At 56.0% G+C, this 13,349-nt stretch carries 13 protein-coding genes; 3 read left to right on the top strand and 10 right to left on the bottom strand.

The genetic code is table 11. From position 1 onward, the window contains the following. Positions 1–10: 10 nt before the first annotated feature. Entirely contained in the window at positions 11–976 is a 966-nt protein-coding gene (rnz, locus tag AC01YT_RS05195; protein WP_476673330.1) for a ribonuclease Z, read from the top strand. Here rnz and AC01YT_RS05190 read toward each other — a convergent pair. The 7 genes from AC01YT_RS05190 to AC01YT_RS05160 all read right to left on the bottom strand — a co-directional run bounded on the left by AC01YT_RS05190 (position 973) and on the right by AC01YT_RS05160 (position 8,663). Further along, positions 973–1,656, bottom strand: a complete 684-nt coding sequence (locus AC01YT_RS05190; protein WP_476673328.1) for an aminotransferase class I/II-fold pyridoxal phosphate-dependent enzyme — start codon at positions 1,654–1,656, stop codon at positions 973–975. The genes rnz and AC01YT_RS05190 overlap by 4 nt on opposite strands. A 213-nt stretch (positions 1,657–1,869) precedes the next feature. Continuing rightward, complete coding sequence (locus AC01YT_RS05185) at positions 1,870–2,673, bottom strand: aminotransferase class I/II-fold pyridoxal phosphate-dependent enzyme (RefSeq protein ID WP_476673326.1); 804 nt, start codon at positions 2,671–2,673, stop codon at positions 1,870–1,872. 3 nt (positions 2,674–2,676) lie between these two features. Further along, positions 2,677–3,714: a C40 family peptidase gene (locus AC01YT_RS05180; RefSeq protein ID WP_476673324.1), complete on the bottom strand. Its 1,038-nt coding sequence runs from the start codon at positions 3,712–3,714 to the stop codon at positions 2,677–2,679. Then, on the bottom strand, positions 3,707–4,744 hold the full coding sequence (locus tag AC01YT_RS05175; protein ID WP_476673322.1) for a dipeptide epimerase: 1,038 nt from the start codon (positions 4,742–4,744) through the stop codon (positions 3,707–3,709). Before AC01YT_RS05175 ends, AC01YT_RS05180 begins: the two co-directional genes overlap by 8 nt. Before the next feature lie 25 nt (positions 4,745–4,769). After that, positions 4,770–5,717, bottom strand: coding sequence for a ribosome small subunit-dependent GTPase A (gene rsgA / locus AC01YT_RS05170; RefSeq protein ID WP_476673320.1), 948 nt, complete (start codon positions 5,715–5,717; stop codon positions 4,770–4,772). After that, a complete protein-coding gene (locus AC01YT_RS05165) occupies positions 5,714–7,957 on the bottom strand; it encodes a penicillin-binding transpeptidase domain-containing protein (RefSeq protein ID WP_476673318.1) in 2,244 nt (747 codons plus the stop codon). The genes rsgA and AC01YT_RS05165 overlap by 4 nt, the downstream gene beginning before the upstream one ends. Positions 7,958–7,994: 37 nt before the next feature. Next, positions 7,995–8,663 (bottom strand): Maf family protein, encoded by a 669-nt coding sequence (locus tag AC01YT_RS05160; protein WP_476673316.1) that lies wholly within the window; start codon positions 8,661–8,663, stop codon positions 7,995–7,997. Between the two features lie 261 nt (positions 8,664–8,924). Here AC01YT_RS05160 and AC01YT_RS05155 point away from each other — a divergent pair, with 261 nt between their 5' ends. Together AC01YT_RS05155 and AC01YT_RS05150 are read left to right on the top strand one after the other, a co-directional pair. Continuing rightward, on the top strand, positions 8,925–9,134 hold the full coding sequence (locus tag AC01YT_RS05155; RefSeq protein WP_399389719.1) for an ATP-binding protein: 210 nt from the start codon (positions 8,925–8,927) through the stop codon (positions 9,132–9,134). Between the two features lie 10 nt (positions 9,135–9,144). After that, positions 9,145–9,507 carry a hypothetical protein gene (locus tag AC01YT_RS05150; RefSeq protein WP_315624614.1) on the top strand — a complete coding sequence of 121 codons (363 nt, stop codon included), beginning with the start codon at positions 9,145–9,147 and terminating at the stop codon, positions 9,505–9,507. Positions 9,508–9,559: 52 nt separating this feature from the next. Here the strand turns inward: AC01YT_RS05150 and AC01YT_RS05145 are convergent, their stop codons facing one another. From AC01YT_RS05145 to AC01YT_RS05135, 3 genes are all read right to left on the bottom strand, one after another. Continuing rightward, positions 9,560–10,726 (bottom strand): M20/M25/M40 family metallo-hydrolase, encoded by a 1,167-nt coding sequence (locus AC01YT_RS05145; protein WP_476673313.1) that lies wholly within the window; start codon positions 10,724–10,726, stop codon positions 9,560–9,562. Next, on the bottom strand, positions 10,723–11,622 hold the full coding sequence (locus AC01YT_RS05140; RefSeq protein ID WP_476673311.1) for an ABC transporter permease: 900 nt from the start codon (positions 11,620–11,622) through the stop codon (positions 10,723–10,725). Before AC01YT_RS05140 ends, AC01YT_RS05145 begins: the two co-directional genes overlap by 4 nt. A 61-nt stretch (positions 11,623–11,683) precedes the next feature. After that, the gene (locus AC01YT_RS05135) at positions 11,684–13,324 is read right to left on the bottom strand and encodes an ABC transporter substrate-binding protein (protein ID WP_476673309.1); all 1,641 of its coding nucleotides are present in this window, start codon (positions 13,322–13,324) and stop codon (positions 11,684–11,686) included. Between the last annotated feature and the right edge of the window lie 25 nt (positions 13,325–13,349).

Raw genomic sequence — 13,349 nt, 5'->3', positions numbered from 1 at the left:
GGTGGTCTCCTTGTTCGAACTCATCTTTCTCGGCACCTCAGCCTCTGCACCCTCGATCCGGCGTAATCTGCCGGCGATTGTCGTTAAACATGATGAACACCGCTTTTTGGTAGATTGTGGTGAAGGCACCCAGCGTCAGATTTTGCAAGCCGGAATCGGTTTCAAGCGCCTCAATCGTATTTTGATCACGCATGGGCACCTGGACCATATCCTGGGTCTGGCCGGATTGCTCTCAACCTTTATGCGCTGGGAAACCATTGACGAGTTGGAAATTTTTGGTAGCCGAGGTGCCCTGGAACGCATTCACGACCTTCTTTTTGGGGTGGTGTTGCGCGGCGCCAATCCGCCCATGCCGCTCAACCTGCGCCCTATAGCCAATGGTACGTTTTTCGAAGCCGATGATTTCACCATCACCGCCTTTCCGGTGCAACACCGTGGTGCCGATAGCCTGGGTTTCCGCTTTGAAGAAAAAGGACGCCGCCCCTTCCTGCCCGAAAAAGCCGAAGCGTTAGGCATTCCCAATGGCCCCCTACGCCGTCACCTGGTAGAAGGTCAGACGGTAACCCTGCCCGACGGACGCATCATCACGCCTGACATGGTGTTGGGCGAATATCGCCGCGGCACGCGTTTGGTCATCGTTGGGGACACCGGCGAAATTGACTCCCTGGTTGAACCCTGCTACCAAGCCGATGCCCTGGTCATCGAAGCCACCTATCTGGAAGAAGAAGCCGAAATGGCCCATCATTTCGGCCACCTCACCGCACGCCGTGCCGCTGAACTAGCCCGCCGGGCCGAGGTCGGTGCTTTGATCCTGACCCACCTCTCGCGGCGCTATCGCGAGAAGGATGTGCTTCACGAGGCGCAAGCGGTCTTCTCTAACGTTTTCGTCGCCCGTGATTTCGACGTCTTTCAAGTCAAATACGGGGAACCTTTGCGCCGCACCGAAAATCGCGCCAACGGCCTGCCGAACGGCTAAATCAACCGACCAATGGTTTCCATTAGGCGGTAGATCTGGTCTTCGGTATGCGTGGCGAAGATCGCGATGCGCAACGCCCCACCCGCTGGGGTACTAGTATAACGCGTGACGTAAGCAACGCAGATATCGGTTTCAAACAAACGCCGTTGCAGGGCACCTAAGTTCACCCCGGGCTGAGCCTTCAAGCATAGAATCGGCACGGGTGTCTCGGACAAACCCCAACCCAAGGCGCGCAAACCCACCTGCGCCAGCGCCACGTTTTGCCACAGGCGCTCACGCCGTTGCGGTTCGGCCAAGGCAATCCGCAACGCCTCCGCCGAGGCCGCTGCAATCGGCAGCGGTTGCCCCGGTTCGGTAATCGAGAGCGGCGGCGTATGCGGTTTCGTTCCGTATTCCACTGCCCGGGCGTACGGCAAGCCGCGCCCTGCACCAACTTCCACAAATATCGCCTCTTTTGAAACCTGCACCTCGCTGGAGGATACGCTTGTCCGCAGATCACCGGTGGCCACACTGCCATTGTCGGTCAGATTTTGCTTGATCTGGTCTTCCAGAAGCTTGCCAGCTTGCCCCATCGCATCATGAATGGGAAAATAAATTTCCTCCCGCAAATCACCGCTTTGCTCAATTAATTCTATAAGTCTCTCCAAGCCTCCAATGGTTAACTCTCTCTCATTTGACATATTGAAATGACCTCTTATCTATGCTAAAATGAGTAAAACTCCGGTGGTGTAAATCACGCAGGAAAGCACACCCGCAAGGGAAGTGTAACCCTAGCGTAAGGTTACCCGGAGTTTTATTTTTGCGTTGTTAAATACGATGTCAGCAAAAAGGGATTCTCATCCATTTAACAACCACCTTTAGATAAAAATCTCTCCCGCTTGGCGACTTCCGTTTTAAATCAAAATAGTAATCTCGCAACTCACCACGATCTCTGAAAAATATGGAGGCGGGCTGGTCGCGACATACACCGCAGAATGAGCCAACCAGTGCTGAATGCGCTCTTGCCGATCTGCCAAAAAGCCACCATATCCCCCCAGGGCTTTGCTCAATGTGGCCGTGGTGAGACAGTGGGCATCATTTACGCCCCAATAATCTGGCATCCCTCGCCCATGTGCGCCTAAAACGCCTACTCCATGGGCATCATCCAGGGCGACCAGACCCTCATATTTGGCAATAATGTGCAAATAGTCCGGTAACGGCGCAATCTCACCTGAAATTGGGAACACGCCGTCGCTAAGTACCAGTGGGCACTCGCCCGGGCGCAAATGAAGAGCGATTTGCCGCCATAAATCCTCGGCATCCAGATGGCGAAAGGACACTACCGGTAGTCCACTACCACGCGCCGCATCCCATAGGCTGAAATGGGCCGCCTCGTCCACAAAGAGCCGTTCAACCTGCTCGCGCAGTCCCTGGAGCAGTAACATCATCCCCAGATAGCCCGTCGGCAAATACAGCGCACGTTCCGTTCCAAAATAGGCACGAATTGCCTGCTCCAGTTCGCCATAGAGGGGATGCTCACCGTAGCCACCGCGCGAGGTGGCCGTGCTCAACCCATAGCGTACCAACGCAGCCTGCGCCGCGGCCAGCACACGCGGATCACTCTGCAACCCCAAATATCCCGTGCCTGAAAAATAATCCCGCTCACGCCCGGCCACGACCACCCGCGGCCCGACCGGTGAACTCAGTCCTTCAGCCATAACCTAACCCAAAGCCAAAAACGTCCCTGTAGCCACCAGCGAATCGCGCAAGTGAGCAACGTGCTGGACATCATCTTCATACACCCCATTGCGGGAACGGGAAGAATGCAAGATACACCACCCGCCTAGACTCAATGCCACGTGGGTAATCGCCCGCGCTTCACCCTTCTCACCAAAGAAAAGCAGATCGCCGGGTTGTAGTTGCTCAGGATCACACGCCCGACTGGCGGCTTGCTGCATATCAGCATCGCGCGGTAGAGTAATACCATTCAACCGATGCACCAGTTGCACAAATCCGGAGCAATCTATGCCGTTAGCGGTCGTGCCACCCCACAAATACGGCACGCCGATGAATCGGAAGGCATCCTCAATCATCTGTTTCCGCCGTGCCTGCGCGGTACGGGGCAAAGCGTCCAAAGCACGGAGATCCACCCAAGGCACCCAGCCCGACACGTGCGCATCCACCCACGCCCAATCCCCTCGTCTCTCTCGCACCCAAACCGCCGTGCCGGCGAACAGACGACTCACCAAAGGGGCATCGGTCACGGGTTGGGCTCGAATCAGGCTCACCGGTGCTGCCACAAGATGGGTAGGTACCTGTGGCAACTTCTCACCTAGGTAAGGTCGGTAGGTCCACCCCAGGTAACCATCGGCGCAACGCACGAACACCCAGTGATCCTTCTCTTCCAACACTTCCACCTCTGCCCCCCAGAGCAATTGGGTCAACATCTCAGCCAGGAAAGACGGTTCACGGTGCAGGCTGGTCAGGTTGGTGGCCACCGCTAAAACCGGGTTTTGGGGGCGACGTAATACCCGTAATGCACTATCCTCTACTTCCCACCGCTCATCCTCTGCCTTGAGCGCTGCGTGAATGGCCTGACGATCCTCTTCATCTAAAATTCGACCGCTCACATGTAGGTGCCAATTTTCAACCCTTTCAACATGGACCTGAAAGACATGCACGCGTTCATCTGCGCGCTCGCGTGCCAAGCGCGCCAGCACCTTCTGTACCTGTGCTTCCGGAGCAAGCATTTCATCCATGTTCCACCTCCTGGCGCAAGATCACCCCAATTCCAGGGCGTTCCGGCACGTGAATGCGGCCTTCTGTATCATAAACCAATCCCTCAAAAGGATCGTTGGCGATCAAAAGCGGCGCATCCAGGTCCAGCCAATCGGCCAACGCCGCCAAATGCGCCATGGCCGTCGTACCCAATGACGTTTCAATCATACACCCCAGCAGTATATTGAGCCCCAGCTCACGGGCGCGGCGGATGATCCGCAGTGCGTTGAGCACGCCCCCGGTCTTCATCAGTTTGACGTTAATGCCTCGTACTCCCGCTGCCGTCAGTGCCTCTACGTCGGCATAGGTTTGCAGCGATTCATCCGCCACAATCGGGATGTGTGTCATGGCCTGCAATTGGCCCATTTCTGCAATGGCCGACTTGGGCAAAGGCTGTTCAATCATGGCAACCCCAAGCGCTTCTAAGCGCGGCAAGTAGGTCTTGGCTTCGTCCGGGGTCCAGCCGGCATTGGCATCCACCCGAATCTCGGCATCCGGGCGCGCAGACCGCACCGCCTCCAAACGAGCCAGATCTTCTGGGCTGCCCAATTTCAATTTCAACACCAGATAGGCTCGCATCCGCCGCGCCATATCGGCCATGGCATCGGGGGTATCTATCGCAATCGTCACCGAGGTCGGCAACCTCGGCGGGGCAGGAAGATCCAGCCAGCGGTATAGGGGTTGACCAGCCTGGCGCGCCAGGTAATCTAATGCCACCATTTCCAGCGCACAGCGAGCCGCAGCCGATCCTTCATCCCCTACCCAAGCCGGCACCTCCTCCAATGACCGGGGTAGATAGAGACCTCCTCTGGCCCGTTGTTCCCAAAAGGCCTCAAATGTATTCAAGTCAACCCCGTAATAGGGCGGTAATGTGGCTTCCCCCCAACCAAGGTCATCTTCGAGCCGCAGCCAGTAGGTGTGACGTGTTTCGCTCACGCCGTAAGAAAGTCGAAACGGATGTCTTAACACCAGGGTCAGACGTTGCCAGTGCAAGATTGAGGGGGTTGCCATATAGATCACCTAATAAAAATGGGGACTATTCACTCTCTTCTTCCTCGCCCGCACGCAGGCGCAGATAAGACTCGTAGCGCTGGGGGTGAATCTTACCCTGCGCCACGGCCTCGCGCACCGCACAGCCCGGTTCATTGGTGTGGGTACAATCGTTGAACTGGCACAGTGCGACCAGGTCGCGAATCTCGGGAAAGTACCCATCCAGTTCCTCGGGTTGGGTATCCCAGAGGGCGAGGGTGCGCAATCCGGGCATATCGGCCACGTATCCGCCACCATCTAAAGGGAATAATTGCCGCACGACCGTGGTGTGGCGGCCTTTGCCCCCCTTCTCACACACACTCCCTACCGCCAGACCCAACTCGGGCTGGATGGCGTTGAGCAAACTACTCTTGCCCACCCCCGAGGGCCCGGCCAGGGCCGATAGTTTACCCATCAGATGGGCTTTGAGTGCAGTGATGCCGTAGCCGGTCTTGGCAGAGGTATAAAGCACAGGATAGCCCAAGGGGGGATATATAGAAAAGATTTCCTGCGCCCGTTCCAATCCCACAAGATCCACCTTGTTAGCCACAATCAAGACCGGGATTTGTTGTTTCTCGGCGATCACCAAAAAGCGATCCAGCATGCGCAGGCGTGGCTCGGGCTGAGCACAGGCAAACACCAGGACCAACTGATCCGGATTGGCCAAGAGGACCTGTTGGTATGTGCCCCGCGCAGCGGGTGCGCGGCGTTCCAAGGCACGCTGGCGCGGTGCCACCGCCTCAATGACCCCACTGCCATCCGGAAGCACTGTCACGCGCACCCAATCCCCCACCGCCACCACATCCCCTTGACGATGCAGCTTTTTAAGTCGCCCACGCAAACGGCAAACCATACTTTGCCCACCACTCATGCGTACGGTGTAAAAGCCTGATTGAGCGCGAACAACCTGTCCCCAAGCCGGATCGGAGCCGTAACGCGTCATCTCTGGACTCATGGTGTGGGTGCTTCCTCCGTAGGCACTGGGGTCTCAGTGGGTACTGGTGTGGGCGTTGGGGTCTCGGTATAGAGCGGTGTGGGCGTTCGGGTCACATAAAATGAAGCCTCCCAGGGGTAGAGGCGCAAAGGTTGCCCGAAGAAATAATCCTCGATCACACGGCGGAAGATGGGCGCAGCCACCTCTGAACCCTCGCCGCCATTTTCCACCAACACCACGACAGCAATGTCCGGCTTGTCACTACGATTGGCGTTGGTGTAACCCGCAAACCAGGCGTGCGGTTTTCCGGTGGGGTTAGTTGCCGTTCCGGTCTTGCCGTAGATGGGGATCTGTAAACCTATTAAGGCAAAATGTGCCGTGCCACGTGGGTTATTGACCACACTACGCATGGCATCCTGGATGATCTTGAGGTTTTCGGGCGAAACTGGCAGTTGTCCCTTCACTTCAGGCTTGAAGGCATAGACTGCTTCGCCATCCGGGTTAGTGATCTTTTCAACTACTTGCGGGCGGTAGAGCGTGCCACCATTTCCCACTGCCGCAATGAAATCCGCCACCTGCAACGGAGTGACTAACATGGCTCCCTGCCCAATCGCCAACTGTACGGCATCGTTCTCGCTGGCCGGATCGGGAATATTACCCGCCACCTCGGGCAGTTGCTCGATACCGGTCGGGCTCCCAAGTCCGAACGCCCGCGCCATATTGCTCACATCCTGGGAGCGATTCTGACGGTAGAGTTCCAGCCCAATGTGATAGAACCATGGATTGCAAGAACGCATCAGCCCCTCAGGTAACGTCAAGGTTCCGCTGGGCGGTTTTTCTTTTTCATACGTCCAATCGTAGAGGGTCAAACCGGGGATCTCGGTGAACGTGTGTCCACACTCATAGGTCGAATCAGCGGTAAACAGGCCACTCTCCAGGGCTGCAGCCATAGTAATGATCTTGAACACCGAACCCAGCGGGTAAGCGCTTTGGGTGGCACGGTTGAGCAAGGGGGTAGTGGTTGCGTCAAACACCTGGTTCAATAACCAGGCGCTGTTATAGTTGTTGGGATCAAACAGGTTGGGGTCAAAACTAGGGGAAGAGGCCAAAGCCAGGATGCGTCCGGTATCCCGTTCCAGCACCACAATGGCGCCGCGGAAGCCTTCAATCGCCTTCTGCACCTGGAGCTGGAAATTCTTATCCAACGTGGTATAGATGGAATAGGCCGGTTGGGCATCACGCTGTCCTAAGCGGGTGAGTATATTCCCTTGGGCATCGGTGACGTATAATGCCGCCCCGCGTTGCCCTGCCAAGTAGGATTCGCCCCACTGTTCCAAGCCAGCCATACCGACCCGCTCATCCCCGCGGTATCCCTTGCGTTTATACTCCTCTAATTGCTCCGCCGGGATGGGTTGTACATAGCCGGTCACATGCGGCGCCGCACTGTCAAAGTAATAGCGCGTGTTGTAGGTGCGCATGACCAGGCCGCTTAAGTTCGAAAGTACATCATAACGTCGTTGCACCGCTTGCGCCGAGACATCTCCTACTGGGATGTACCAATCGGGTGCCGCATATTGGTAGAGCGAACGAATGTAATCCGGGTTCAAGCCGGTCAGTTTGGCCAGTTCGGTGAGTAGTGTGCCCTCTTGCTCTGGATCAATCTGGCCCGGAATAATTCCCAAAGCCACCGCATCCGCCTGCGCCGCTAGCGCGTTTCCTTGATTATCATAGATATTACCCCGCGCCGGGATGGTAATATCCATCATCAGGCGGTTGCCCCCGCGCAATTCCGGCAGGATCATCCCATCTTCCCACTGCACCTTCCACGCTCCATCCTGCAATGTCAGGTTCATTACCATCTCGCGGCTGAGGTCTCCCAACAGCACGGTGCGGAAGGTTACCTGATAAGCCACTTGCGCGGTTGTTGGGTTGGTCAGAGTGGAAAGGATGGCATAATCCAACCCACTTAGGCTCATGGTGGCCGCCACATCGCGATAGCGTTGTGAAAACGCCTCTTCACTTATGGCATCCTGGCTCAAACGGGTCAGCATGGCATACATGTCAGCATAATCTTCGGCTTTCCAGGCCGCTAAAAACGCCTCAGCGGCTGCCCGCGCATCTGGCGCTGAAGTCACATTGACCACCGGTTCACCCAGGCTGGGTTGCACCGAAGGATTCAGTGGGGTTTCTGCGGTCGGGCGGCATGCCCCTAATAGAAGCGCTATCAGAACCAAGACCAGCAACCATTTCCGCCACGGCATGCGGCCATTCAGTTCTTGTATCATTCGCTGCAATGCACTAACCTTCATCTTCGCCTTCCAAAATCGCTCGATAAACCGGACAGACGTAATTCAAATTCTTTTGACACACCGCTGGCACATCTACTGGCGGTTCAAATCCCAAAATCGCCATAGTGCGCACGAGATGGCACAGCGGCAAGCCCATCACGCTGGCATAACAGCCATTAAAGTCCGTTACCGGATGGAATGTTTTACTTTGAATGCCATAGGCGCCGGCTTTATCCATGGGCTCACCGCTGGCGACATAAGCCGCAATCTCATCATCGCGGTAGGCACGCATGGGCACCAGCGAATGGCAAAGGTCGGTAAGCAACTCACCACTGCGGCGGTCAATCAACGCAATAGCCGTATAGACCTCGTGTACCCGTCCCCTCAGGCGACGCAGAAATTCCACTGCTTGCTCCGGTGACTCCGGTTTGCCCAACACCTCATCCTCAAACACCACCACTGTATCCGCTGCCAAAATCACAGAGGTTTCGGTTTCAAATTCGCTCGCTACCAGAGCCTTTTCCCGAGCCAGGCGCAGGACATAATCCTGTGGCGTTTCTTCCACAGCCTGGGTCTCGTCAATATCCGCCGGGTGCACCTCAAACGGCCACCCAGTCCAAGAAAGCAGCACCCGACGTCGGGGTGAATTTGACGCCAATAAAATCAGGGGGGGACTCATCACTGCCTATGATTTTATCATACCCAACCGCGCTTTTTATACTAAGGCCATGGCTAGTCGGTAGCAAGGGGTAAACCGCCCGCTCACCACTTCGTGATGATTGTCACAATTTTTTGGTGATACTTTGGGCTTGCCAAACCAGGCCTCAAAGGGTATTATCTAATTCGAATATATGAATATTATTGAGACAGTCCCTTATTACTCCCTTGCTGTCCCAACCACCAGGGTCTGTTTCTCTAAATCCCAACATGGAGGTTACTCATGGCTATTAACTGGTACCCTGTTATCAATGAAGACCTGTGTATCAATTGCAACTCTTGCGTTGACTTTTGCAAGAACGACGTATTTGAACCCGGTGACTTGCACCCGGTGGTCGTCGCACCTGAGCGGTGCATTGAATTTTGTAAGGGATGCGCCAAGCTCTGTCCGCAGGATGCGATTACCTACTACACCAATCACACGGTTAACTAGGAGGTTAACAATGGGAAATAAAGGTTTACTCCTCTGTGTTTGCCAGGGCACCTGCCCTTCATTTCAACAAATGAACATCTTCGAGGTGGGTAATACATTACGCCGCGAAGGGTTAATTGACTACTTGGCAATTCACCCCCAACTCTGCTCGGATGATGGCGATCGCTTCCTAAGTACCCTGCTCAAGGGCGACTCAACCGATCAGTTGTTTGTAGCCGCTTGTGATCCCAAGATGCAATCTAAAATGTTCCGAGATGCACTTGAGGCAGCCGGTTTTAATCGCGAGAACCTCAAAGGCGTGGATATCCGCAATATGACCACCGAGCAAGCCGTGGAAGCCATCCGCCAATTGATCACAGCCAATGGAGGATGATCCTTAGGAAACCCCTGCGATCAAAAGGTGACCTTTCCCCGGTCACCTTTTTTCACCCCAAGCAGGCCAGAACTAGCGCCCGATAGCCCTCAACCGCCTGTTCCACTTGATTCACCGCCACCCATTCATCCACAATGTGCGCCTGTGCTAAATCTCCCGGCCCGTAAATGAACGCCGTAATGCCTTGCTCTGCCGCTGCTGAAGCATTGGTGCCAAAGCCAGCGCACATTGTTTCTGCCGGTAATCCCCGCGACCTCAAACCGTCTAATATGCGCACCCGCCACGGATTATCAGGCAACACCTTCCAGGCAGGAAGGAAATCCAACCCTTCCAAAACCCGACCGGTGTAACACATTTGGCGAAGGATCGCCAGGCTTACCTCAACCCCCGGTAAGCCTACCAGCGCTTGCCTTATACGTTCGAGCAGAGACGCCACCGTCTCACCTGGCAACAAGCGTGCTACAAGGTGTGCCTGGCACGCTGGTGGCACCAGGCTGAGATTGGGAAAAGGCTCGGAGCAGATATCGGTCACTTCAAAAATTTCTTCCCCTAAATCATCATCGCACCGACGCGGCAGAGCCTCAAGTCGCGCCAGGACTGCCATCATGCGCTTAATGGCATTCTCCCCCCGCTGAGGGTGAGAGGTATGGGCGGCGCGCCCCTGGGTGCGAATTTCCAACGTGGCCCGCCCCTTTTGAGCAACCGCCAGGCGTAAGCCGGTGGGCTCGCCGGTGATAAAAATTTCAGGTCGGTAAAGCACAAGCAGATCCTCCACCGCCCGTGCCGTGAGGCTTTCCTCTAAAACCGTCGCCGCCAATACTGCTTGACCACGCAATTCGTCCCGTGGAATCGAAGCCACTGCCGCCAACATAGCGGCCAATGAGGCGTGGGTATCGGCTGCGCCGCGTCCCCACACCCGTCCATCAGCCACCGTGCCACTAAAAGGCGGGTAGTGCCAGGCACTTTCATCGCCTGCTGTGACCACATCCAGGTGTGAATCCAGCATCAAAGTGGGTCCAGGCTGCTCGCCCCGCCACAACCCGATCACATTTCCCAGGGGATCACGCTCAACCGCGTCAAACCCAAGGTGGATCATTTGAGCCTGCACATAATCCGCCGCCGCCTTCTCGGCGCCTGAGAAAGCGGGCAAGTGCACCAAGTCTACCAGCAGCCGCAAGGCTTCACTGCTGGCTGTTTCCAGAGGAAGGGTCTGCCTCATGTTACATTTCGTAGGCGCGGGTCGAGCACATCCCGCAGCCCATCCCCCAATAGGTTGAACCCCAACACCGCCAACGAAATCGCCAACCCCGGATAAATGACCACATACGGCGCCTGTTCCATGTATTTGCGCCCATCATTAAGCATCACGCCCCAACTTGCCGCCGGGGGTGGCACGCCTAAGCCCAGGAAACTCAGCGAGGCTTCCACCACAATGGCCGCCGCAAAATAGGTGGTGGTCACCACAATCAGCGGAGCCAGGATATTGGGCAAAATATGGCGGAAGAGGATCAGCCACTCCCGCTGACCAATGCAACGCGCCGCCTCCACATATTCTTTCTCTTTCTCGGACAAAATCGAAGAACGCACAGTGCGGGCGAAGATGGGGATGCGCACAATGGCAATCGCAGTCATGACGGTGACCAACCCCTGGCCAAACGCCGCAACCAGCGCCAGCGCCAGCAGGATGGCAGGGAAGGCATAGATGGCATCCATAATGCTCATCAGCACGGTATCCACCGAGCGGCCGAGGTATCCTGCTGCCATACCCACGAACAACCCCACAATGGTTCCCAACGCCACCGAGACTACCCCAACCTGAAGGGAAATGCGCGCGCCGTAGACCACCCGCGAGAAAATATCCCGTCCTAAATGATCCGTGCCCATAATGTGCGCAGCGCTGGGGGGCTGCAGACGTTCTTTCAAGTGTATCTCCAATGGGTCATAGGGCGCAATGACCTCAGCAAAGATGGCCATGATCACAATGATGACCGTCAGGATAATGCCCACCAGCGCCAAGCGGTGACGCAACAAGCGGAAGAACACCCGTTCGCTGAGGCGACGTTCCCTCAACGCGGGTTCTAATGAAGCAGTTACTCGGGCTTGAATCGTGGTCATAGATCTGCCGGTAGATCCGGGGGCGCCCACTCATTATCGGGCGCCCCCGGCAGAATAACTGTCATTTATCCAACCAAGCTGTGTTTAAGCCTTCCGACGCGTCCATCATCATCAACATTGGGGCGTTGCCCGGGCGATAACCCTTGACGTAGTTACGCCAACCCTCTACCCAGGGTAAGCCCAACACATATATGGTCGCGGCATCCTCCTGAACCAATTGCAGGACCTGCTTGTAGATTTCTTTACGCTTGGCGACATCGGTCTCTGAGATGCCCTTCTCAAGCAGTTCATCCATCTTGGGATTGCTGTAACCACCCACCAGCCAGTTGCCGCTGCTCTTGGGGGTCAAGTAGCCGTAAGGACGATCCGGATCGAAGATGCCGGTCATCGTACCCATCAACAAGTCGTAATCCAGAGCCTTACCACGGGCATTCCAGGCCGCCGCATCCACAATGTCAAACTTCACCTTGAAGCCCACCTGCGAGAGCATGGCGTCAATGATCTCGGCAGCATCCTTCTGGTTGGGCATCAATAACATGGTGATCTCGGTACCCTCTTTCAGCCCGGCCTTCTGGAAGTATTCCTTCGCCTTCTGCAAATCCGGCTTGATCATCGGTACATCCAGATACCACGTGTCCTCGGGCACAAAAGGCTGGTTGTGCACCTGGCCGAGGCCGAAATAAACCGCCTCATTGTAGGCCTCGCGGTCAAAAGCGTACTGCACCGCCATGCGCGCGTTGAGATCGTTGAATGGCGGGCGGGTGTGATTCATGACCAAGCGTGCCCCGGAGTTGAAGTAATACACAACAACCGTAAAGTTCGGATCGGGGTTCTCTAGCAGGCGCTTAACGTCCGCCAATGGCAATTCCTCGGTCATATCCACCTCGCCGGTGCGCAAGGCATTCAGGCGTACCACCGGATCGGTAATGACTTTGAGCACTACACCGTCCAGGTAAGGCTCGCCCTGCTTCCAGTATTGATCAAAGCGCTTGAGGGTGTAAGACTCGCCAGGTTTGTAGGAATCGAGCATGAACGGACCAGTACCAATCAGTTTGGTCACATTGCCTTCAGCATCATAACTATCGCGGTGGATAATGCCGGCACGGTTGAGCAAAGCCAAATAGGAGAGGAACGGCCCAGCACCTTTCTCGATGGTTACTTTAATGGTGAGTGGGTCAATGACCTCAGACTTCAGGCCAATATTGACAAAGGTGCTGCGCAGTGCCGCGCCGGATTTTTCATCCAGGATGCGATCAAAGATCCACTTTACATCCTCCGCGGTCAAATCGGCTCCGTTGTGGAATTTGACCCCTGGACGCAGGTGGAAAGTCCACTCCTTACCATCCGGCGATGTTTCCCACCGTTCGGCCAGGACGCCGACGAACTTGCCGGTGCGATCTGCCGCCACCAACTGCTGCACCACCAGACCATTCAAGCGGATATCCCCGTACTGAATCGCTTTGAGCGGGTCAAGCGTGGTGACGTCTTCCTTCATTGCAAAGGTGATAACGCCACCATACTTTGGTCCTGCCGCCGGGGCTTCGGTTGTTGCGGCTTCTTGGGGTGGTGTGGTTGGGGGCAGGGTAGCAGGCGGTTGTTCGGGGGGTGTGGTGGGCGCGGGGGTCGCCGCCGGCTGGCAGGCGCTGAGCATCAACACCAGCGCCACCATCAGGGTGAACCACTTCAGATATTTTTGTTTCATTTCGGCCTCCTTCTCCTTAGTTCAG

Source organism: Thermanaerothrix sp., from assembly GCF_056331585.1.
This window is presented reverse-complemented; position numbering and strand designations above follow the sequence as displayed.

Bases quoted from the DNA above. Each gene is read 5' to 3' on its own strand.
- AC01YT_RS05185 (WP_476673326.1), bottom strand. From the start codon at position 2,673: ATGGCTGAAGGACTGAGTTCACCGGTCGGGCCGCGGGTGGTCGTGGCC.
- AC01YT_RS05190 (WP_476673328.1), bottom strand. From the start codon at position 1,656: ATGTCAAATGAGAGAGAGTTAACCATTGGAGGCTTGGAGAGACTTATA.
- AC01YT_RS05155 (WP_399389719.1), top strand. From the start codon at position 8,925: ATGGCTATTAACTGGTACCCTGTTATCAATGAAGACCTGTGTATCAAT.
- AC01YT_RS05180 (WP_476673324.1), bottom strand. From the start codon at position 3,714: ATGGATGAAATGCTTGCTCCGGAAGCACAGGTACAGAAGGTGCTGGCG.
- AC01YT_RS05165 (WP_476673318.1), bottom strand. From the start codon at position 7,957: ATGCCGTGGCGGAAATGGTTGCTGGTCTTGGTTCTGATAGCGCTTCTA.
- AC01YT_RS05135 (WP_476673309.1), bottom strand. From the start codon at position 13,324: ATGAAACAAAAATATCTGAAGTGGTTCACCCTGATGGTGGCGCTGGTG.
- rsgA (WP_476673320.1), bottom strand. From the start codon at position 5,717: ATGAGTCCAGAGATGACGCGTTACGGCTCCGATCCGGCTTGGGGACAG.
- AC01YT_RS05175 (WP_476673322.1), bottom strand. From the start codon at position 4,744: ATGGCAACCCCCTCAATCTTGCACTGGCAACGTCTGACCCTGGTGTTA.
- AC01YT_RS05160 (WP_476673316.1), bottom strand. From the start codon at position 8,663: ATGAGTCCCCCCCTGATTTTATTGGCGTCAAATTCACCCCGACGTCGG.
- AC01YT_RS05145 (WP_476673313.1), bottom strand. From the start codon at position 10,726: ATGAGGCAGACCCTTCCTCTGGAAACAGCCAGCAGTGAAGCCTTGCGG.
- AC01YT_RS05140 (WP_476673311.1), bottom strand. From the start codon at position 11,622: ATGACCACGATTCAAGCCCGAGTAACTGCTTCATTAGAACCCGCGTTG.
- AC01YT_RS05150 (WP_315624614.1), top strand. From the start codon at position 9,145: ATGGGAAATAAAGGTTTACTCCTCTGTGTTTGCCAGGGCACCTGCCCT.